Below are 20,889 nucleotides of genomic sequence, written 5' to 3'. Positions count from 1 at the left end.
ATAAAGCACTTGATATACACGTAACGTATAGGATTAACAATTGATACATGTATCAGTCAACTAAACCAACAGATGCAGCAGCATCAGTTGCAAGCCATTGTTGATAGCTTTGCCAGTTTATCTGCAATACAACAAGCCATGCAGTTACAGCACTTATATAGCAGTGCGCAACGCATGAGTGTAAAATATACTTATCTGCAAAATATCGCCACACGCATATTAACTCAACACTCGCTACCAACAGCCATCATCAGTCAGCTAAATAATACCGACCAATTAAGTTTTTTTACCCCTGGTCTAAAGTTCAATCATGGTTTTACACAACAAAACCAACAGCAGCAAAATGTATTGCACCGCTTATTTAGCGAGTGTAGTGAGGCTAAATTACCGTTTAATTATGTACGTTCACTGATGCTATTTGAAAGTAACGAAAACTTGTTGCAAGCTTTAGCGCAAGTTAATGATATCGGGCTGACCCCAGTTGCAAGTTACATTGCAAACAATCCAGCCCAACACAGCTTACCAAAGCATGAATTTTCGGCCTTGCTGGCATTAATGGAAGTTGAGTTTAAACAAAATCAGGGCAATATAAACACTGCCGCATTCTTAAAAGCCTTACTCACGTTATCTCAAACAAGCCCAGACAAGCCACTCAGTGACTATAAAATACTGCTCAGTGGCGCTTACTTACGCTGTAAAACAGAACAAGTTGAGCGCTACCTTGTACAACATAAATAATATTAATCAGATAAATAATATTCAACGCTGGTTACAACTCGCACTTTTTTGATCTGCGGAGTGTTTGAATCGCGGTCGATTATACTAAACTGCCCTTGTCTTGCGGTGCGAATTTTACCTAGTTTTGACTGTGAGTCCTTGGCAAATTTTAATGCCACTTCGCGAGCTTTTTCGGTGGCTTCTTGCACCATTGCTGGTTTTATATCGTTTAGCCCAGAGAACAAATATTCAATGCGGGTTTCATAGTTATCTTGCACAATCGCAATACCTTGTTTGGCTAGCTGGCCCACCTTAGTTAAGGCGTTTTGCACTTTATCAGGCTGCTGCGAATACACGGTAATATTTGCGCGGGCAATATAGCGAAACTGTTGATTATCAGCGCCGTATTCGCGCGCTTGTTTATCAACAATTGATTGCCTACCTTGGCTGATCTCTTGTTCATCAAAGCCATGCAGTTTTAAAAAAGCGATCACTGCGGCATTTTTCTGCTCAACCCGTTCAACTAACTTTTCGAGGTCATTATCTGCATCACTAAATTGTACCGGCCAGATCACTGTATCAGCAGTTACTTCACGCTCTGCTAATCCTTTAACCTCAACCGTGCGTTCCATATTTTTTACATCAAGCGCTGCTGATTTTAAAATCCATCCGCAGCCAAGTATAGCGACACTCAATACAGCTGCGCCAAGCAACTGATAATATCCATTTGGTTTATTCATTTAATGATCCTTTGATAATAATCAATTATATGTGGTTATGATGCTCGAAAAATCAACCTAAACAGGTTACATTGAGCATATACTCAAACCACCTCAAGATGCGAGCGTCGTTAGCAAAAAGATTATATGCATCACCTCGCTAGAAAACAAATAACCCGCAAGGAAAGACCATGAGTGTAAAACGCATTAGTCAGTTTTTCAACCCGACTTCGGTTGCCGTGATTGGTGCATCGAATAACGTTTCCCGAGCAGGATTTGTAGTAATGCGCAACTTATTACAAGGCGGATTTAACGGCCCTATCATGCCAGTAAGCCCGACTAATAGCGCCGTACATGGCGTGTTGGCCTACCCGTCAATTGCGGCGCTACCGAAAATACCGGACCTTGCGGTTATTTGTACGAACAAACACACCCTACTTAATATCATTGCAGAGCTTGGAGAGTTTGGCTGTAAAAATGCGATTGTGATCGCAGCCGGACTCAATCATGAACAAAAAACAGCACTGCAAGAAGCCGCTAAACAAGCCAAAGTATCGTTACTTGGCCCTAATTGTTTGGGTTTGTTGATCCCTCATATTGGCCTCAATGCGAGTTTTTCTCACACTATCGCAAGCCCTGGTAAATTAGCGTTTATTTCACAGTCCGCAGCTGTGTGCTCCACTATTTTAGATTGGGCAAAACACAAAGAAATTGGCTTTTCATACTTTGTCTCTGTGGGTGATTGTTTAGATATCGACTTTGCTGAACTACTCGACTTTTTAGGTCGCGATGCAAAAACGAAGGCTATTTTGCTGTACATCGATAACATTGAGAATATCCGCAGCTTTATTTCAGCTGCTCGTGCCGCTGCGTTTAGTAAACCGGTGATCGCCATTAAAACCGGTAAAACAGCGGCTGGAGCGCTTGCTGCCGAAATTCACACTGGCGGCAAGCAAAGTTCAGATGCGGTGTATGACGCCCTCTTCCAACGCGCAGGTATGTTACGGGTAAATGATTTAACTGAACTGTTTGCTGCTACACAAACACTGGCCATGCATCCTAAATTATTAAAGGTGGAACAACTCACCATTTTAACCAATGGCGGCGGCCCCGGCGTAATGGCCGTTGATAGCTTATTACAAAGTTCTGGTAAGCTGACACAATTGAGTGAAGAAACCCGTGCGGCGCTCAATAAAGTGATCCCACAGTCGGATATGACCTCTAATCCGGTGGACATTTTTGGTGACTCAGTTCCGGCACGCTACCAACAAGCACTGGAAATTTTATTGCATGCTAAGGAAGTAAAAAATCTACTGATCATTCATACGCCATCAGCCCTTGCGCCAAGTGAAGACTATGCATTAATTATCGCTGAAACGTTGAATAAACTACCGAAAATGGCGCGTCCTTATGTGATCACAAATTTTATGGGCGAAGATGCCGCCTATGCCGCCCGTCGCGTATGTAGCAACTACGGCATTCCTACTTATCGCACCCCTGAGGGCGCAGTACGCGCCTTTATGCACTTAGTAAGTTATCGCCGTAATCAAAAACATTTAACCCAAACTCCAGAGTCAAACACAGATGACGCTAAAATCAATAAACACGCAGCAAAAGCGCTCGTGAATGAATTTTTAGCAGAGCAGCAAAGCTATCTATCCACCCATCAAGCCAGCCAAATACTCGCTCACTATGGCGTTGAATGTATTCAAACCGAGGTCGCATACACACCAACAGAAGCAAAAGAACAAGCCATAGAGCTAGGCTTCCCGGTTGCACTGAAACTGATCAGCCCTAGCATTCCATCTAAATCAGAAGTCGGTGGCGTGGTACTTAACTTAAACGATGCACAAGAGGTTGAACAAACCGCCTTTGCCATGCTATTGAGAATAAAAAACACCTACCCTGATGCGATTATTGAAGGCTTTTCACTGCAAAAAATGGCACCCAGAGCTGGCGCCAATGAACTACGTATTGCGATAAAAACAGAACCGAATTTTGGTCCTGTAATACTTCTAGGAGAAGCCGGCACGGGTCTAGAGTTTGCTCAAGCAGCGGTTGCTTTACCACCTTTGAATATGAACTTAGCAAAGTATTTAATTGCTGCGGCGCATGACAAAGGCGTGCTTAAAGAGCGTATTTTGCCTGAGAAAGTTGATAAGTATCGCCTCTGTGCACTACTGACCCGTATTTCTCAGTTAGTTATTGATCAACCCGATATAACTTCGCTTGAGTTAAATCCTATTTTAGCCAGTAATGGCCAGTTTTTGGTGCTTGATGCCACCATGACCCTTAGTCACTACCAAGTACAATCACATCGTAAACGCTTATCTATTCGCCCTTACCCAATTGAGCTGGTTAAACAAGTGACGCTGAAAAATAATACCCTTGCGACACTCAGACCAATAAAGCCAGAAGATGAGCAAGCGCACCAAGAGTTTGATCTATCTCTCAGCAAAGAAGATCGCTACAAACGCTTTTTTGGCGAGCTGCCGCAGTTTAACCACGATCAACTCGCTAAAATGACACAAATTGACTACGATCGTGAAATGGCGTTTATTATCACTCAAGACAACGCCACGCTTGGCGTCTCTCGGGTGTTAATGGACCCTGATAAAGTGCATGCCGAATTTGCTATAGTAGTGCGCTCAAACTGCCAAGGCCTTGGCTTAGGTGGCTTATTAATGCGCGCCGCTATTGAGTATTGTCAAAGCCAAGGCGTACAATTCATTGAGGGTATCACCCTGCCGGAAAATACCGGAATGATTGAATTAGCCCGAAAACTAGGCTTTAAGATCAGCCGCGACTTTGAAGAAGGCAGCATTAATATGGTACTTGCTTTAACTCCCAATAACACACACGGATAATAGCTTGAATAATTTACGTAAACGCACAGCACTATTTTTTGAAGGTAATGGGGAGTACCGTAAGACTGGCCATTACATCGATATATTTCTAATATCGCTGATAATGATTAATGTCGTTGCGATTGTGCTTGAATCAATTGCGAGTTTAGCTCATCAATATAAGCATGAATTTTTAATGTTAGAGTTAGGCTCAGTAATTATATTTGCTATCGAGTATTTGCTTCGCCTTTGGTCATGCGTAGAACGTGCCGAGTACAAAAGTCTAAACTGTGGTAATTTTCAACGTCGTTTAAAATATTTACTGTCCCCTTTAGCCTTAATTGATCTAGTGGCAATCCTGCCCACGATCTTAATGATGTTTATCACCTTTGATTTACGTTTTTTAAGAGTGCTCAGACTCCTACGTGTTTTTAAGCTCACTCGCTACTCACGAGCAATGCAGCTACTTTTACAATCATTTCGTGATGAAAGCAGTTCGCTTTTGGCCGCATTCTTTATAATGGCAGTGGTGCTAATTTTAGCTTCCTGCGGAATTTACTTAATTGAACACGATATACAACCGGATAAATTTGGCTCCATTCCTGCGGCAATGTGGTGGGCAATGGCAACGCTGACCACTGTAGGTTATGGTGACGTTGTGCCAGTAACACCGCTAGGGCGTTTTTTTGGCGGCGTGATCACGTTACTGAGTATGGGAATGGTAGCAATACCCACCGGCTTATTAGCTTCGAGTTTCTCTGAACAGCTACGTAAGCGTAGGATCATGTTTAGTGATGCGGTGCATGAATGTCTGCATGATGGCGAGCTAGATGGTAAACTAGATGATGCGCAACTGGAGCATCTAGAGAATTTGCGCTGTAAACTTGGTTTAAGTAAGCAAGAAGCAAACAAAGCAATTAAGTCTCAACTTAGTGCACGCACTAAAAACCTTTATTGCCGTCACTGCGGTGAACGCCAAGACTAGTCTTCATTCAACAACGACTGCCAGTCTTTATTTAATAATGCGCTTACATCATCACCTGGGATTGGTTTACTGAATAAATAGCCCTGAAATAAATTACAGCCTAAGTTGCGCAAAAAGGTAAGCTGCTGCTTAGTTTCAACGCCTTCTGCGACGCATTCTTTACCTAAGCTTTTCGCCAATGCAAGCGTTGACTGAATAATCGCTTCATCGTCACTATCTATACCAATATCAGTTACAAAACTGCGATCAATTTTCAGTACATCGATCGGAAAGCGCTTTAAATAAGTGAGTGAAGCATAACCTGTACCAAAGTCATCCATATATAAGCGACAACCTAGTTGCTTCAACTTTGACATGCTATTTAACGCTTGCGGTGAATCATGCATCAGCACTGATTCTGTAATTTCAAACACCACAGAGCTGGCTGATACATCAGCATTAATTAGCGCACTGCGAATTTCATCGACTAAATTTTTATACTCAAAATCCAGTGCAGACAGGTTAATAGACACATACAAGTCAGGCTTTTGTAACTGCCATTGTTTAAGTTCAATCAACGCTCTAGCTAGGGTTTGCAACATAATTTTTGTGATCAAACCAATACTCTCAGCAGCAAGCGCAAACTCTTGTGTTTCATAGCTGTTATTTTCTGGCCAGCGCAGCAATACTTCCAGCCCTTCGGCCTGATGAGTTTTAGCATTAACAATCACTTGGTAATGATTACAAAACGCATGATTTTGATAGGCTTGAGTTAATTGTGATTCTAAATGCAATGAGCGTTGTACATGCTGATTCATTTCTTGTTTGTAAAATTGATAACAACCTTCCAAGCTCTTTTTCGAATGATACAGTGCAATATCAGCCGCTTTAATTAAACTTTTCGCACAGAGTGCATCATCAGGCGAAATCGCCACGCCAATACTTAAACTGACACTAATCGCTTGATTGTTAATAATGATGTTGTCATTCAAGCTAGCCATCAACTTAACGCACAGTAAAACAACTTCTTCGATTTGTTGAATACCCTCGACTAACAGCATAAACTCATCACCACTAAAGCGGGCTACACTGTCTTTCGCCTGTACACGCGATTTGATCCGCAGTGCCACCGCCTTTATTATCTCATCGGCAGCTTCATGCCCTAGTGAGTCATTAAAATACTTAAAGCGTTTGATATTAATATTGAGTAACGCAACTTTTAGGTTTTGGCCTTTAGCCTGTTCAAGTGCATGTTCAACTCGATCATTAAATAAAGTACGATTTGGTAACCCCGTTAAACTGTCGTAATTTGCTAATAAGAATAATTCATTCTCAGCTAACTTTTGGGCATTAATATCAGTCAGAATAACCACATAGCTTTCTAAGCGTTGCTCCGTATCAGCAACCGCACTAATTTTAATAAGCACATGACGCTGCTCGCCATTCGCCAAGCAAACAGTATCTTCTGCAGAAAAGTGCTCGCCAGCTTGCAACTCCTTCATTACACGTAAATAGTTAACTCTTACAGCACGACTTAATCCTAAGTGTAATGAGCAGCTAGAACGATAATCAACAGGAAAGTTAAATGCGCTCTGCAGTGCTTTGTTGGTAGCTAAAATACGTAAACTTTTATCCAGAATAAAGACCCAATCGCGGGTTTGCTCAAATGCTGCGCCAAATAAACGGGCATGTTCTTCAAACACTAATTCACGAGTCATATTAGTGTAAGTTCCAGCCACTTTCTCGGGTGTACTTCCTTGCCAGGCAACCACTTTGCCAAAGTCTTTATACCAGCGCCAATAGCCTAATTTATGGCGTAAACGATAGGTGCAGTTAAAATAGCCTTTTTCGGTGGATAAAAATTCTAACCACTCAATGCGAAAATTTTGTTTATCTTTAGGATGAATTTTTGCTAAATAATCATCTAAATTAACCGATTCAACATCATAACCTAACTCATTTTTAAGCCGTGGTTGATAAATTATTGGACTTGCAGATTGCCAATCCCACACCCCTGAACGGCTCCCTTCCAATGCTAACTTTAAGCGCGCTTCACTTTCTTGGCTTTCTCTGTGGGCTGCTAATAATAATTGCTGAATTCGATTACGACGCATTATCCAAGCTGCTACTAATCCAAAAAATACCAGTGCGTAAAGCACTATAAACTGAGGTGCGCGCCATAGCGGGTATTTAACCACAATATCCAGCACTGCCGGTTGTGTGTAGTCGCCAGTAAGCGGATCTTTAGCCCAAATTTTTAGTTGGTATTTGCCGGGATTAAGTTTTGGAAATAGCACTCGGTTATTATTACGGGTATACGATTTTTGCCCATCAGAGAGCTGATACTCATAAATAATACGTTCCTGATAATTAAATGCCATTGCCGAAAAAGCCACTTCGAGACCGATATCGTCGTGCTCTAAGGTGATTGTTTTTATAGGTTGCTTAAGATCCGTAGATAATTCACGAGACATCAAATCAATGCTGGTTATATTTACGTGATCAATTAAACCATGCCTAGGGTGATTATCATTTGGGTAAAAATAACTAAACCCTTTTAACGTACCATAGACTATTTGGCCAGTTTTTAAACGCGTAAATGCACCACTATTAAACTCGGTAGAGACCAGTCCTTCTGAAGTTGTAAATTGCTGAAAGTGTTTATTTTCTGGATTTAATCGCCATATTCCTTTATGACTACTCATCCAGATCATTCCAGCATCATCTAACACCATATCGTACAATAAGGTGCCGAGCTTATTTTTATCTAAATCTATGGTATACAACAGCTTGTAATTCGATGCATCAAGACCAATTAAGCCAAAATTCGATAACGTGATCCACAGCACATTATTATTATCAACAATATAAGACATTACATTAACGGCTACATTTTCATGTTGCTGTGGCACTGTATAGATTTTTGTTAAAGCAAATGAGTTTGGATCAACCTGATAAAGCACCCCTGCATTATAAAATAACGGGGAGTCAGATTTGGTAGATAAAGGCGGTAAGAAACCATAAGCTAAAAACGGTTCAAATTTTTCAAATTCACCACCTAAAGGAGTGATCTTTTGGCTGTCGATATTATAAACAAACATGCCATGATCAGAATGAACATAAAATAATTCACCATTTGGCATCAATACCGAGCCATGTACCCACCCTGTGATCAGGTGTTGCTGGCTTGGGTCGGCTGTTGTCGCTGGAAAAATTTCATAGCTATGCGGATCAAAACTAAAAATCCCGCGATTAGTACGCAGCCACAATTTATCTTTATAAGGAGAAATAGCGTAGATATTAAATTCAGTGGTAAATAAATCAGCTTGATAATCTTTTAAAAACACTTGTCCTTGATTAGTTTTTAAATCAACCGCAGTTAAACCATTATGAGTTGCTAGCCAGAGTTTATCTTCATACTCGGTTATGCCCCAAATAGAAGGGTGCGATAAACCATCACCGGAGAGCATGCTGGCATTAACATTTTCAAAATGATAATTATCATAAGGTAAATAAAATGCCCCATCACTTTTAGTAGCTGTCCACATAGCGCCGTTATTATCTTTGACAATATCGATAACACTTGGATCTGCCAGTGAGTATTTACTTTCTTTTACTCTATTATTTTTAGTCAGCTCACCGGTATTCAAATCGAGACTAAATAAACCTTTATCGGTGCCTAAATCAAGCACCCCATGGTCATTTATTATTTTCCAAATATTAAGATCGTTCAATATGGTTTTATTTTTAAAAGGCACATCTGGGCGCTCAAACATACTCGGTAAATCACTAATATCAACTTGATATAAACCACGTACGGCCCCCACTAACAGTTGCTCATTTTCGCCTATTGCAAACGACTTTATATAATTTTGATATACATGGTCTGGCTCGGTGCTTAAATGCTCTAATTTTCGGTATTGCCCAGTTGCTATATGATAGACATATGCGCCAGTACTGGCGGCAATAAAGATATAACCTTTGTAATGTAATAAATCGCGGATCACGGTATTACGAGTGCGCTCTGGTAATTCAAAAATAGTCTCAATTTGGCCCGTCGCTAAATCAAGGCGAGCAAAATCCCAACCGCGACCAATCCATAATGACTTATTATCGGTGGCAACCATACTAAATACGGACTGACTTAAAACTTGCTCTTCAGTGGTAGGTTTTGATAAAAATTGTTGGTAACTATCGGTACTTGGATCATAGCGAAATAGCCCTGCAACTAACGACGCAATCCAAATATAACCATCAGGGTCTTGATATATAAGGTCAATAATTGCTTCATCTAGTTCACCATTAGGCCCTGCAATATGTACAACCTGATAGCCATCGTAACGATTTAAGCCCCCTTCCGTCGCTAACCAAAGATAGCCGCTTTTATCTATCAACATGGTACTGACATAGCTTTGTGATAAACCTTCACTTGGCGATAAACGTTTTACTTGCGCCATAGCAACTTGGCTAGCAACAACTGAGGCGGCTAACAAAAAGAATATACTAGCCTTAAACCATTGACCCATTTAAATTTCCACGTAGTTGTTTTAACTAATTATTTTAACTAGCACTGCATAGCTACGATATTTCGTTGCTGATAGACAGTAAAGAGTGTATCCAAAGGTGACGGCAATGTTAACACAAAGTTAAACCCAATTGATTGATAAAAATCAGCTAAATGCGTATAAGCAAATGTATAAACGAGTGAGTTTTGGTTAGATAAGGTATGTATTAGTAGCTGTTTGGCAAGTCCTTGACCACGCCAAGCAGGTGCAACCAGCAAGGTAGACAAAAACAAATAATCACTGCGATTTTGAATTCTGCATGCCGCGACAATAACTAAGTCATGATAAACAACCCACACTTGATCTTGTCTAGTTGCCCGACCACGGGCTTTATATTGGCTGTAAAACTTATTCACTAAGGGGGTTGTAATTGGCTCTAGGCATTCAAAACGCAATGCCGTCATTAACTTTGCATCGTCGCTAAATATTGTTCAAATTGCTGCTTCAAAAACATCTGCTCTGCCACTGGGCGACTATGAATTGTATTGTATATTTGCTCACGAGTACTCTTACCACGCTTTATTTGATAAGCCCAAAACGATGCCTCGTAATCCAATTGAATTTGATATTTTTGTTCACGAGGTAGTAAGCATAAGTTAAACGACATAAATTACCAGTTATTACTAATCATATTAATGCCCAGAGTATAACAAACATTTGCCTAAAAGAGTCACGGCTAAACTTGCGCTTTTTAGCTTTTAAACGTAGATTGGTGGCGTTTTTAGTCCTAATATGGAAACGCTGTGATTAAGTGCTTTTTTTCTCTCATATTGCTCTGTTATTTACTAACGCCACTGAGCACTATAGCAAACACACAACATATGCTGTTTAATCGCCCAGCCGATACCCCACAGGCTCGCTATGTTATTGAGCTGATGACCCTTGCATATAAGGAACTTGGCTATGATGTACATATTATTGACTTTAATCACCAAAGCGCTTTATCTGCAGCAAACAATGGCACGCTTGATGGCCAATTAGGGCGAGTGGCCAGTATCAGTCAACAATATCAAAACTTGCATCCGGTTAACTTTGCGCTATTTGAGTTTAACCTTGTGCTATTAAAAAACTGCCAGCAATGTACATTTGAGCAGCTAGACAATATCGCCATCCAAGTTGGTTATCCTGCAGCGCAGAGTTACCTTAACGAACACCCTTTTATTGGTGACATTATTAAGGTGAAAAGCGTCACTGCTCAACTTAATTTACTCACTCAAGGTAAAGTACAAGGCGTAATTTTACTCGACTTTTTATTATCGACTAAACACCCTCAGTTTAATATTAAGCAATTTCAAACTGAAGTACTGGCACCGATCAAAAGCTTTCACTTTTTGCATTCACGCCATAGCGCGTTAATACCTAAGCTTGAAGAGCAACTGCATAAACTCAATGAAAATGGCACAATTCGTTTACTCAGGGCTAAACATCATCTTGATTAAAAACCAAAATCCCCCTGCTCAGGTACTGCTGGCTTAGCGCCAAGTGCTTGGCGTTTTTGCAAGTAACGCTTATAACGTTGTTGACACAAACTGATGACTTGCTTTTTTTCTACGTTTGAAAATGAATTCCAACCAAAGCGCTCCTCCCGACTTCGGTAGCAGCCTTTACAATAGCCTCGGTTATTTACCTCGCAAATGTCTTTGCAAGGACTTGGAATTTCAAAAATTTCAATTTGTTGCATAGCAAACATCAGTCAATATACACAACTTTAGTATAGCCCGTTTTTTAAACGAAAAAAAACCGTAACTTAATTACGGTTTTTTAAAAATATTTTACATTGGTTATTGGCCGCTTTCGCTACTTTTAAACTCAACTTTACGATGAAATGGCTTAGCGTACATTGCTAACACCAGTGGTTTTAGCTCATCTGGCACACGCGCCAGACGCATCTCAAATGCCTGAGCGTCGGCTTTATCAATCACCGCTTGTTTACAACCGCCCGCAATGTAGTTCCCGGGATGTAAAAAAAACGAATCAATAATTTGCTGATCAATGGTTTTTGCCAGCTGCTCTGGTGATTCACACCCTTCTTCAATTGGTTGCCCAAATGCTAAATGAACATGCCCTTTGGCGGTACTAAAACCTTCAACAATACTGGCAATATCTTCACCCGCTGACTTAACATATTTACCATGATGTTGCTTATGATAAAGCTCTTTGGCTTTGGCTGTTGCGCAAGGTTCATATTGATATGAAATTGATACTGGTACAATTTTTAGCTCGCGTACATATTCAGCAAACTCTTTCTTTTGCTTACGACCATTAAGCTGCAACATTTTAAGTAGCGCAGGATCTGTTTGATCAAAGCCATCTTTAGCACGACCTTCTTTTTGTGCAATCCAAATTGAATCACCGCCAGCAAGCGAATCATAAATATAAGCCGACAACTGCGATAGTGCTCTGAGCATTTCTTTTGGCGCTTTAACTGAGCGCTTAACAATAAAGCTTTTATTTAAACGCATCAGTTCGGTGATATAAGGAATTTGCAGTAAATTATCGCCAATGGCGATACGGACCGTCTTCATTTTATAGCTGAATAAGCCCCAATTAATTAACGCAGGATCAAGTACGATATCGCGATGATTTGAGATAAACAAATACGCTTGCTTTGGATCAAGTTGAGCCAAACCAGAAAAAGTCACCTCAGTTGTGGTGCGTTTTACCAGCTGTGCTAAATACTTAGCAACGATTTGTTGAACTTGCTCAACACTGTTGATAGCGCCCCACTTTTTACGTAACTGATACTTTACCAATGCTCTAGACAGCAAAGGTACAGCTGATAAAAAACGCGGTAAGTTATATTTTGCAACTACATCAATAAACGCATTATCATCAATCAAACGTGCAACCGAAGCGGCTACTTCATCATCATTGTAAGGTCTTATATCTGCGTACTTGTCCACTGGCTCACTCATTACTGCATCTTTAAAGTTAAAAAAACGGTGCGCTCATGCGCACCGTTTATATTCTATGGGCGATTATAACTCAGACAACCTAAAATGCGAACTAAGTCATTAATTTGGTCCATTGTTTATATTTTATAACCGCTAAAAATCTATTTAATAACATTCAATTATGCAATGCTCTTACCAGTACTACGGTATTTACTAAGCGCTCCTTTAAGAACTAAACGCACCATTAACAGCGCTAAAATAGTACCACAGAGAAGGGTTAGCCAATGTGGTAGCACTTGATGTTCTTCACCTAATAATGGTGTAACAACAAAGCCAAATTCTGCCACTAAATAATCGGTTAAAAAGCCAAATATTAAAGCAACGCCTATTACACCAACTAAATAAGCAACCACTGCACGTTTACCAAGCTCATTGGCAACCACGCCAAGCGTCGCGACATTAGTGGCAGGACCTGCCAACATAAAGACTAAAACAGCGCCAGGTGCTACGCCACTTAATAACAAACCAGCTGCAATCGGCGTTGATGCGGTCGCGCAGATATACATGGGAATACTAATCACGATCACCACCAGCATAGCCAAAATACCACTGCCCCATTGGCTTAAAAATGACTCTGGCACATAAGTTTGCACTAAGGCTGCAAAGAACAAACCAATCATTAACCATTTCATAGTGTCTGATAGTAATTTATTACAGCTAAAACTCACAGCCTGTTTCATCTTTTGCCATTGGCTGGCTGGTACTGCGCTTGATGAATAGCAACAGCTAGTCTTCTCTTCGACCGCTGCTGGTTTCGTTGAGTAACAACTTGCCTTCTCTTCAGCCGCTGCTAATTTCGTTGAGCAGCAACTTACCTTCTCTTCGACCACTGCTGATTTCGTTGAACAACAACTTGCCTTCTCTTCAGCCGCTGCTGATTTTGTTGAACAACAACTTGTTGTAGCTGCTCGCTTTTGCTCATTATTAGCTTCACTAGTGTGAGCTGTAGTTTGCGTTTTTTCAGCATCACGCCCCACTAAGACACCTGCGACAATAGCACTACAAATCGCCGCTATTGGACGAATTATTGCCATAAAAGGACCGAGTAGCACATACGATACCGACACCGAATCAACCCCAGTTTCAGGAGTCGATACTAAAAACGCAGTGGTAGCACTTTTTGAAGCGCCTGCACGTCTTAAACCAATTGCAGCGGGTATTACACCGCACGAACACAACGGCATTGGCGCACCAATTAAAGCAGCTTTAACAGTGGTCCAAAAACCTTCTTTACCTAAATGTTTATTTAAAAAATTTGCCGGTAAATACACATTTAATAACCCGGCAATGAGTAAACCAAGCATTAACCAAGGGGCAGATAATAAAAATAACTGCCAAAAATTATTGAGTAAGTCCATCGATGTCCTCCAAAGTGGTTAATATTGAACAGTTATCTGCGGGCTCTTGTCCGCCACAGCACTTATCAGCTAACACGGATAATGATTGATGAAAACGTGTTAATTCAGCAATGCGCTCTGCGACTAAGTCACGCTTTTGTATTGTTAGGTTTTTAACTTCATGGCAAGAATGCTGATGTTTTTTAAATTTAATTTGCAGCAACTCCTTGATCTCTGCCAAGCTAAAGCCAACATTTTTAGCACGTAAAATAAACTTCATTTGCTTTAATGCAGCTTCACCATAATCGCGATAACCGGCCCCGGTTCGACTTGATGGCGTTAACAAATTATGTTTTTCATAGTATCTTAGGGTATCTGTAGAGACACCTAACTGATTAGCAAATTCACCTATTTTCATCTGTGTCTCCAATGAGTGTATTATCAACTGATGCCAAGTATAAACCTTAGAGTACACACCAAGGTCAAGCATTAAAATTATTTTATTTAATAAGGAAAGCGCATGAATATTACCCTTCTCGATACTGCCACATTAGCAGGCACATCACTTGAGCCTTTTCAAACACTTGGCAATTTCACTAGTTATTCACTAACCAGTCCAGCACAAGTATTAGCGCACAGTGCAGGCGCTGATGTATTGATCACCAATAAAGTGGTACTTAATCGCGAAACACTGGCAAAACTTCCTGAATTAAAGCTCATATGTGTAGCCGCAACTGGCACTAACAATGTTGATTTAGTCGCCGCTAAAGAGTTTGGCATTGCCGTTACCAATGTGGCCGGGTATTCAACACCTTCGGTTGTACAACATACCTTTGCACTGATCACAAATTTACTGGGTAATACTCACCGCTACATTGCTGATTGCCAACAAGGGTTATGGCAACAAAGTGAGATGTTCTGCCGCCTTGATTACCGTTTTAATGATATTGGAGGTAAAACTCTGGCAATTATCGGTTATGGTTCGCTTGGTAAAGCTGTTGCGGATGTTGCACGTGCTTTTGGTGCCAATGTAGTTATCAGTGAGCGTAAAAACCAAGTAACTAGAGAGGGCCGAACAGAATTTTACCAAGCAATAAAAACAGCTGATATTATTAGTGTACACTGCCCTTTAACCGATGAAAGTCGTGATCTGATTGGTGCTGCTGAACTTGCTATGATGAAACCCAATGCCATTTTAATTAACACCGCGCGCGGTGGTATCGTTAATGAAGCTGATTTAGCCAACGCACTGAGCAATAACCAAATTGCAGGAGCGGGATTTGACGTATTAAGTAAAGAACCAGCTGCGAAGGATAATCCATTGGCCGCTTATCGTGGTGATAATTTAATACTGACTCCACATATTGCATGGGCCAGTGAAGAGTCAATCATTCGCTTAGTAAAGCAAGTCAGCTTAAATATTAGCGCATTTAGCCAAGGTCAAAGCTTAAATAGACTGGTCTAATCAACTAACTTTTAGTTAGTTACGCTATACAAGGTGGTTAAATGTAATTTACCGCCTTATAAAAAAACCTAATCTATTGATTTTAAATAATATAAAATATTGGCCAGTTCTTTGCTAACTAATAGACAAATTAAAATCAATATTTAGTATCAGGATAAAATAATGAAAAAAGTACTTTTAATTGCCGCGCTTACAGCCCCTCTTCTTACTGGTTGTGTAATTGCAGTATCCGATGGTGAAGCAGAAACGCATTGGGCTGGTAATAGTTCAAGCTGGGAAGAACATCATCAATTTAATCGTGAAAGCATCTCGGGGCTCACTTTAGATACCAGCTATCAAAATGTATTAAATAAATTAAAAACTCCCGACTTTACAGAATTATTAAAAAAAGACGGTGATGTATACCAAGTACTATTTTATGCCACCCATAGTATTCACTCTGACGGAAAAATGACAAAAGATGAATGTACTCCACTGGTCTTTAAAAACGAGAAACTGATTGGTGTGGGTGATAGTATTTATAATTCACTTAGCGCCATTTAGACACAAAACTAAAGCAGTAAAGAGTGGAGCATATTCACTCTTTATTTGCTGTAATAACTGACTTTACTAACTTGCGTCAATAACTCGAGCGATAATTTTATCGCGGCCACTATCTTTAGCTTGATATAAACCTAAATCGGCTTCTTCAAGTAATATATGCTCAGCATAAACTTGACCAAACTCAGTTGTAGCAACCCCAATACTTATCGTAATGTGAGCGGCATTGAGTGATGCTTTATGCGGGATAGCAAGCGCATTAACAGCATCTCTGAGTTTATTAGCAAATTCCAATGCCTCGTACTGGTTGGTGTCGGGTAATACTGCAGCAAATTCTTCACCGCCGTAGCGCGCAACAAAGTCAGTACCTCGCTCACACGCTGCAACTAATGCATGTGCCACACGTTTAAGGCAGTCATCCCCGGCACGGTGGCCATAACAATCGTTATAACGCTTAAAGTGGTCTATATCTATTAATAGCACCGATAACGGTGTACCAGCTCGACGGCTGCGACGCCATTCTCGCGATAAGCTTTCATCTAAATAACGCCGATTAGGTATTTCTGTCAGCCCATCAATTGAGGCGAGCATTTCTAACAAATCATTTTTTTGCTTGATCAATAATTGATTACGCACTCGTGCACGTACTATTGCGGGACTAAATGGCTTAGCAATATAGTCCATTGCGCCTAATTCAAACCCTTTCGCTTCATCATCATGGCTTGTATTAGCTGAAATAAAGATGACTGGAATAGCGTGCGTAGTTGAATTTTCTTTTAACTGAATTAACACCTCATAGCCATTAATGCCGGGCATTACTATATCGAGGATAATTAAGTCAACCGCCGTTGATTTAACAAATGTAAGGGCTTTTTCACCACTTTCAACTAAAAATATTTCGTGATCATTCGCTAATGTTTTTTCCAACACTAATCGATTTAATGGGTCGTCATCAACGATCAGTATTTTGGCTTTCTTCAACATTTACTGAGCCTTGTATTTGAATGTATCTATTTACTTGTACTAATTCGAACTCTAACTGACTCAGGGATATTTGCCCTACGTCTGGTGTCTTACGTAGTCTACTTTCTAATTGCTGAGCGGTAGCACTTAGGCGATTAAAGCCAAGGTTTCCTGACACACCTTTAATACTATGCACTAATCGTTCCAACGCTTTTGTTTGCATCGGCACTTTTAATTGCTGCAGATGGCTTACACACAACTTAGCAAGTTTACCCAACATTACCTGTAGTAAATCATTATGGCCCGAGAATTGTTCTAATGCAAAAGAATGATTATAAAAAACAGCGCCGGTAATTCTCAGCTCATTTATCGCCGCTAATAACGTCGCTGCAACTACTGGTTTTGTTAAATGTTTATTCATACCCACTGCAAGTGAGCGTTGCTCGTCAGCTGCTTCACAATGCGCAGTTAGCGCAAAAATAGGTAATTGCTGTTGATCATAACGTTGTCGCAATAAAGCGGTTGCTTGCAACCCATCGACTTCTGGCATTTGAATATCCATTAAGATCAGATCAGGCATGACTTGTGCAACCAAATCTATCCCTGCCATCGCCGAATTTGCCGTCATTACATTAATATGTGCTTTGCTTAAGATATTACTAACAATATCTAAATTAAGCTGATTATCATCAATAACTAACACTAGTAAGCCCGCAACGTTGAGTTTACTCTCTGCCGCTGTCAGATTTACATCAGGGCGTTTAGATACCGGCTCAACTTGCTGTATTCGTTGCACTAATGCAGAATTTTTCACACTGCACATTTGCATACCTTTAAGAGTTGGCAGCGGAGTATTTGGATCATTTTTAACAACATAAAGCTGCGTGTTATTACTCATCAATGCTGTTTTTATATTGTCTCGCGTTATAACTCTCGGTAGATCAACGTCATTAATGATGATCCGCTGATAATCTGCTAATACAGCGTGGTCTGTTAATTCAGCTAACTCAGAAAATTCTAGCGGTTTTAATGGCGCTAATGCGGCAGGTAAATTAATTCCCCGCTCAGAATGAATCACTAAAGTATTGTGCCAGTCGATAGGGTCGATTTGAGCGGCAACATTAAAGGTTATAGTAAAGAAAAACTGACTACCTTGGCCTTTATTACTGACAACTTTAATTTCAGCTCCCATTAATGCCAATTCGTGTTTGACTATAGCGAGCCCTAGACCAACACCTTGATGGGTGCGAGTGAGTGATTCGTCGCCTTGCGTAAATGCGTCAAATAATCGACTCTGATCAGCTTTATCAATACCGATCCCGGTGTCAATCACTTTAAAACACAGGGTTTGTTTTGTTGGCGTCAATTCAACGGCTGTTATTTTCAAAGTGATACTGCCATGTTCAGTAAATTTCACGGCATTGGTGAGTAAATTACCGAGCACTTGCTGTAAGCGAATGTAATCGCCGACTAACTGCGGAGCAATTAGCGGATCAATATCGATATTAAAAGCCAAATCTTTTTGCTGGCAGAGCCCTATTAATACACTCTCGCAGCTGTCAACAAGTGCAACTACAGCAAAATCAACTAAGTCTAATTGCACTTGGTTATTTTCGATTCGCGCAAAATCAAGCATTCGATTAAGCATGGTTAATAAACTTTGCGCAGCATTTTTTGCTTGAACTGCATGCTGTTGCTGCTGCGCTGTTGAGCCTTGCTGAGTTACCATATCAATAAGGCCTGTCACAGCATGCAGTGGCGTGCGTATTTCATGGCTTAAGTTAGCAATAAACCGACTTTTGGCCTCGGTTGCCCGCTCGGCATCTTGTTTGGCCTGAGTCAATGCACTGACATCTTGAATATGAATAACATAATAGTAAGGTGCTTGTTGCTCATCCCATACTAAAGAGACGCTCAGCTGCCACCAGCAATTTAGCTCTTCTTGTCCTAAAGTAAGGTGGTAAACTTTCTTTTTCTCACTCAGCAATAAAGCTAAAAGCGTTGCTATTTCTTGCCACTGTTGCTGTGGAAATAAATCCACTAATAATAAATCCTGCTCAGTTTTATCAATCTTAAAAATCTTTCGCGCAGTTCGATTAAGTTGTAATACGGTCTGTTCAAGTGAAAGTAAAATCACTCCATTAGCAGCATACTCTATGGCGCTGCGAAACTTAGACTCTGACGCTTTTAATGCCAAAAGAGCTTGTTGTTGAGCAGTTATATCCCGGCCAATCCCCATTGAACCTAGTAACTGATTTTGATCGTTATAAAATGGCGCGATGGTTAATTGAAATGTTTGCTGCTGGGTTTCAAGACGTTGCTCAGCTTTAGTTTTGGTTGTTAAAACTTGTTGCTCTAATTCGCTGATCTGACCATTATCATCACTAATATCACATAACTGTAAGCCAACTAACTGCTCTTGCTCAAGACCTATGTATTGTTCATAAGCACGATTGCATCCTAAGAATGAGCCATCAATGTTTTTAAAATAAATAAGATCTGGCACACTATTGAGCATAGTATTCAATAATGCTAAGTGGCGTTCTTTAGCCTCATAACTGCGCGCGAGTTCACGGGTCTTTATTTTTACTTGGTCATCAAGTTCACTATTTGCCTGCTGCAATGAGTTTACCAACTGCTGATTTTTGTTAAGCACCCACTTAATTCGGCTAAACCACGGCTGCCAGTTTGCTGGTATATGATAATTTGAATAATCTTTATAGTGCTCCTCATTTTGTTCAAGATACGCCATTAAATATGTCATGGGTTTCACAAAAATACGCTGGCTTAACCATAACAAGGTACTGAACATCATCACTAAAAACATACTCAAAAAAGTAAGTTCAATTAATACATCAGTTACAATCGGTGAGGCTAATTCATCATGCGATGCAAAATAACCCGCATAAATTGGTAGCTGCTTTTGCGCTTGTAAAAGAGTGAGATTACCCTGATTATCTAATTCTGCTAATGGCGCTTTAGCTGAAGGCCAATACTCCGCTAATGGTGTGTCTTCTTCAATATCATAAAGTGAGCTGATAATGACGTGCTGTGCACTATTTAAAAATATATATTCGCCACTGCGTGGTGATATTTTTTTTAGCCATTGCGATACTGCCGATAAGTCATAAATCAAAATAATATAATCTTCACTGCCCTGCTCACGCGCACGCCCTATTGATAAGTAGTTTTTACCAGCAATTTTGATAACGGCACTAGAACTTAGTGAATCACCTGAAAATACAGGACGAAGTTGACCATCAAGTAATTGGGTTAACATTAAGCTATCGCAGTCATGGCGACGCTTGATATAAGCAAAACCCTGTTCGTTAACGTAAGCGACCGCAGCCAAAGATTGAACTAACGATAATGTCGTATTAAAGGCAGGTCCCATCGCAATGACTTGTTGCCATTGTGCAATTGCATTAGGGGAGGAAGAAAATTTACCCTGGCCGACAATTTCACCACCTCCATTGGGAATTTCCCGGTAGTAGTAACTGTCTTGCTGATTAATATCTTCAAGCCATTGTTGATCAAATCGATAAGAAATGGGTTGTTCATATTGGGCAAATAAAGTACTAACCAAGTCGTCTGTCGCATTCATTAAAAACGCAACTTGCGCCGCTACATTAGCAAAATCAGCTTCGCGTTTAGCTACGGCGCGATCTAATTTAATATTATATAAGTGTAAACATAATAGAAAAGCCACCAGCAGCGGCACAATAAGTGCCACAGCCAGTGAACGATAGTAATGTTTTAAAGGTAGAAAATTCAATCTACAATCCGATGCTTGGCGCTAAATTTGTCAACAAGGTTAGC

Annotated in this window: 16 protein-coding genes; 6 read left to right on the top strand and 10 right to left on the bottom strand. The window is 40.4% G+C overall.

Annotated features, from left to right (window positions below; genetic code table 11):
- Window positions 1–39: 39 nt before the first annotated feature.
- Entirely contained in the window at window positions 40–738 is a 699-nt protein-coding gene (locus H5232_RS02955) for a hypothetical protein (protein WP_182718465.1), read from the top strand.
- A gap of 2 nt (window positions 739–740) precedes the next feature.
- Here H5232_RS02955 and H5232_RS02950 read toward each other — a convergent pair whose 3' ends face one another.
- Window positions 741–1,457, bottom strand: a complete 717-nt coding sequence (locus tag H5232_RS02950; RefSeq protein WP_182718466.1) for an SIMPL domain-containing protein — start codon at window positions 1,455–1,457, stop codon at window positions 741–743.
- Window positions 1,458–1,627: 170 nt separating this feature from the next.
- Between H5232_RS02950 and H5232_RS02945 the strand changes: the two genes are divergently transcribed.
- A complete protein-coding gene (locus tag H5232_RS02945; protein ID WP_182739964.1) occupies window positions 1,628–4,303 on the top strand; it encodes a bifunctional acetate--CoA ligase family protein/GNAT family N-acetyltransferase in 2,676 nt (891 codons plus the stop codon).
- A 4-nt stretch (window positions 4,304–4,307) separates the two neighbouring features.
- Complete coding sequence (locus H5232_RS02940; protein WP_182718468.1) at window positions 4,308–5,267, top strand: ion transporter; 960 nt, start codon at window positions 4,308–4,310, stop codon at window positions 5,265–5,267.
- Here the strand turns inward: H5232_RS02940 and H5232_RS02935 are convergent.
- From H5232_RS02935 to H5232_RS02925, 3 genes are read right to left on the bottom strand one after another with little or no spacing between them, the layout of a single operon-like run.
- On the bottom strand, window positions 5,264–9,772 hold the full coding sequence (locus H5232_RS02935; protein ID WP_182739963.1) for an EAL domain-containing protein: 4,509 nt from the start codon (window positions 9,770–9,772) through the stop codon (window positions 5,264–5,266). The two genes, H5232_RS02940 and H5232_RS02935, sit on opposite strands and share 4 nt — an antisense overlap.
- 38 nt (window positions 9,773–9,810) lie before the next feature.
- Entirely contained in the window at window positions 9,811–10,215 is a 405-nt protein-coding gene (locus H5232_RS02930; RefSeq protein ID WP_182830545.1) for a GNAT family N-acetyltransferase, read from the bottom strand.
- Complete coding sequence (locus H5232_RS02925; RefSeq protein WP_064667173.1) at window positions 10,215–10,418, bottom strand: DUF3283 family protein; 204 nt, start codon at window positions 10,416–10,418, stop codon at window positions 10,215–10,217. The genes H5232_RS02930 and H5232_RS02925 overlap by 1 nt, the downstream gene beginning before the upstream one ends.
- 214 nt (window positions 10,419–10,632) lie before the next feature.
- Here H5232_RS02925 and H5232_RS02920 point away from each other — a divergent pair, with 214 nt between their 5' ends.
- Entirely contained in the window at window positions 10,633–11,250 is a 618-nt protein-coding gene (locus tag H5232_RS02920; RefSeq protein WP_149981285.1) for a transporter substrate-binding domain-containing protein, read from the top strand.
- Here the strand turns inward: H5232_RS02920 and H5232_RS02915 are convergent.
- The 4 genes from H5232_RS02915 to zntR form a co-directional block, all read right to left on the bottom strand.
- Window positions 11,247–11,492 (bottom strand): DUF1289 domain-containing protein, encoded by a 246-nt coding sequence (locus tag H5232_RS02915; RefSeq protein ID WP_149981286.1) that lies wholly within the window; start codon window positions 11,490–11,492, stop codon window positions 11,247–11,249. The two genes, H5232_RS02920 and H5232_RS02915, sit on opposite strands and share 4 nt — an antisense overlap.
- Before the next feature lie 100 nt (window positions 11,493–11,592).
- Window positions 11,593–12,726 (bottom strand): 1-acyl-sn-glycerol-3-phosphate acyltransferase, encoded by a 1,134-nt coding sequence (locus tag H5232_RS02910; protein WP_182830544.1) that lies wholly within the window; start codon window positions 12,724–12,726, stop codon window positions 11,593–11,595.
- A 158-nt stretch (window positions 12,727–12,884) separates the two neighbouring features.
- Window positions 12,885–14,123, bottom strand: coding sequence for an SO_0444 family Cu/Zn efflux transporter (locus H5232_RS02905; RefSeq protein WP_182830543.1), 1,239 nt, complete (start codon window positions 14,121–14,123; stop codon window positions 12,885–12,887).
- The gene (zntR, locus tag H5232_RS02900; protein ID WP_149981289.1) at window positions 14,107–14,520 is read right to left on the bottom strand and encodes a Zn(2+)-responsive transcriptional regulator; all 414 of its coding nucleotides are present in this window, start codon (window positions 14,518–14,520) and stop codon (window positions 14,107–14,109) included. Before zntR ends, H5232_RS02905 begins: the two co-directional genes overlap by 17 nt.
- A 102-nt stretch (window positions 14,521–14,622) precedes the next feature.
- On the opposite strand from zntR, the gene H5232_RS02895 reads away from it, so the two are divergent.
- Window positions 14,623–15,567 (top strand): D-2-hydroxyacid dehydrogenase, encoded by a 945-nt coding sequence (locus H5232_RS02895; RefSeq protein WP_182718473.1) that lies wholly within the window; start codon window positions 14,623–14,625, stop codon window positions 15,565–15,567.
- A gap of 162 nt (window positions 15,568–15,729) precedes the next feature.
- The gene (locus H5232_RS02890; RefSeq protein WP_149981291.1) at window positions 15,730–16,110 is read left to right on the top strand and encodes a DUF3192 domain-containing protein; all 381 of its coding nucleotides are present in this window, start codon (window positions 15,730–15,732) and stop codon (window positions 16,108–16,110) included.
- Between the two features lie 66 nt (window positions 16,111–16,176).
- On the opposite strand, the gene H5232_RS02885 is transcribed toward H5232_RS02890, so the two are convergent.
- Complete coding sequence (locus H5232_RS02885) at window positions 16,177–17,091, bottom strand: diguanylate cyclase (protein WP_182718474.1); 915 nt, start codon at window positions 17,089–17,091, stop codon at window positions 16,177–16,179.
- A complete protein-coding gene (locus tag H5232_RS02880) occupies window positions 17,060–20,845 on the bottom strand; it encodes a PAS domain-containing hybrid sensor histidine kinase/response regulator (RefSeq protein ID WP_182830542.1) in 3,786 nt (1,261 codons plus the stop codon). The genes H5232_RS02885 and H5232_RS02880 overlap by 32 nt, the downstream gene beginning before the upstream one ends.
- Window positions 20,846–20,889 lie beyond the last annotated feature (44 nt).

It is taken from the genome of Pseudoalteromonas sp. SG41-5, assembly GCF_014164495.1.
In the GTDB taxonomy this organism is placed as follows: Bacteria; Pseudomonadota; Gammaproteobacteria; order Enterobacterales; family Alteromonadaceae; genus Pseudoalteromonas; species Pseudoalteromonas rhizosphaerae.
The sequence above is the reverse complement of the archived record's forward strand: the minus strand, read 5'-3'. Positions and strand labels throughout refer to the sequence as shown.

Excerpts from the sequence above, each read along its gene's own strand:
- H5232_RS02950 (WP_182718466.1), bottom strand. The coding sequence starts at position 1,457 with ATGAATAAACCAAATGGATATTATCAGTTGCTTGGCGCAGCTGTATTG.
- H5232_RS02945 (WP_182739964.1), top strand. The coding sequence starts at position 1,628 with ATGAGTGTAAAACGCATTAGTCAGTTTTTCAACCCGACTTCGGTTGCC.
- H5232_RS02935 (WP_182739963.1), bottom strand. The coding sequence starts at position 9,772 with ATGGGTCAATGGTTTAAGGCTAGTATATTCTTTTTGTTAGCCGCCTCA.
- H5232_RS02930 (WP_182830545.1), bottom strand. The coding sequence starts at position 10,215 with ATGACGGCATTGCGTTTTGAATGCCTAGAGCCAATTACAACCCCCTTA.
- H5232_RS02925 (WP_064667173.1), bottom strand. The coding sequence starts at position 10,418 with ATGTCGTTTAACTTATGCTTACTACCTCGTGAACAAAAATATCAAATT.
- H5232_RS02920 (WP_149981285.1), top strand. The coding sequence starts at position 10,633 with ATGCTGTTTAATCGCCCAGCCGATACCCCACAGGCTCGCTATGTTATT.
- H5232_RS02915 (WP_149981286.1), bottom strand. The coding sequence starts at position 11,492 with ATGCAACAAATTGAAATTTTTGAAATTCCAAGTCCTTGCAAAGACATT.
- H5232_RS02910 (WP_182830544.1), bottom strand. The coding sequence starts at position 12,726 with ATGAGTGAGCCAGTGGACAAGTACGCAGATATAAGACCTTACAATGAT.
- H5232_RS02905 (WP_182830543.1), bottom strand. The coding sequence starts at position 14,123 with ATGGACTTACTCAATAATTTTTGGCAGTTATTTTTATTATCTGCCCCT.
- zntR (WP_149981289.1), bottom strand. The coding sequence starts at position 14,520 with ATGAAAATAGGTGAATTTGCTAATCAGTTAGGTGTCTCTACAGATACC.
- H5232_RS02895 (WP_182718473.1), top strand. The coding sequence starts at position 14,623 with ATGAATATTACCCTTCTCGATACTGCCACATTAGCAGGCACATCACTT.
- H5232_RS02890 (WP_149981291.1), top strand. The coding sequence starts at position 15,730 with ATGAAAAAAGTACTTTTAATTGCCGCGCTTACAGCCCCTCTTCTTACT.
- H5232_RS02885 (WP_182718474.1), bottom strand. The coding sequence starts at position 17,091 with ATGTTGAAGAAAGCCAAAATACTGATCGTTGATGACGACCCATTAAAT.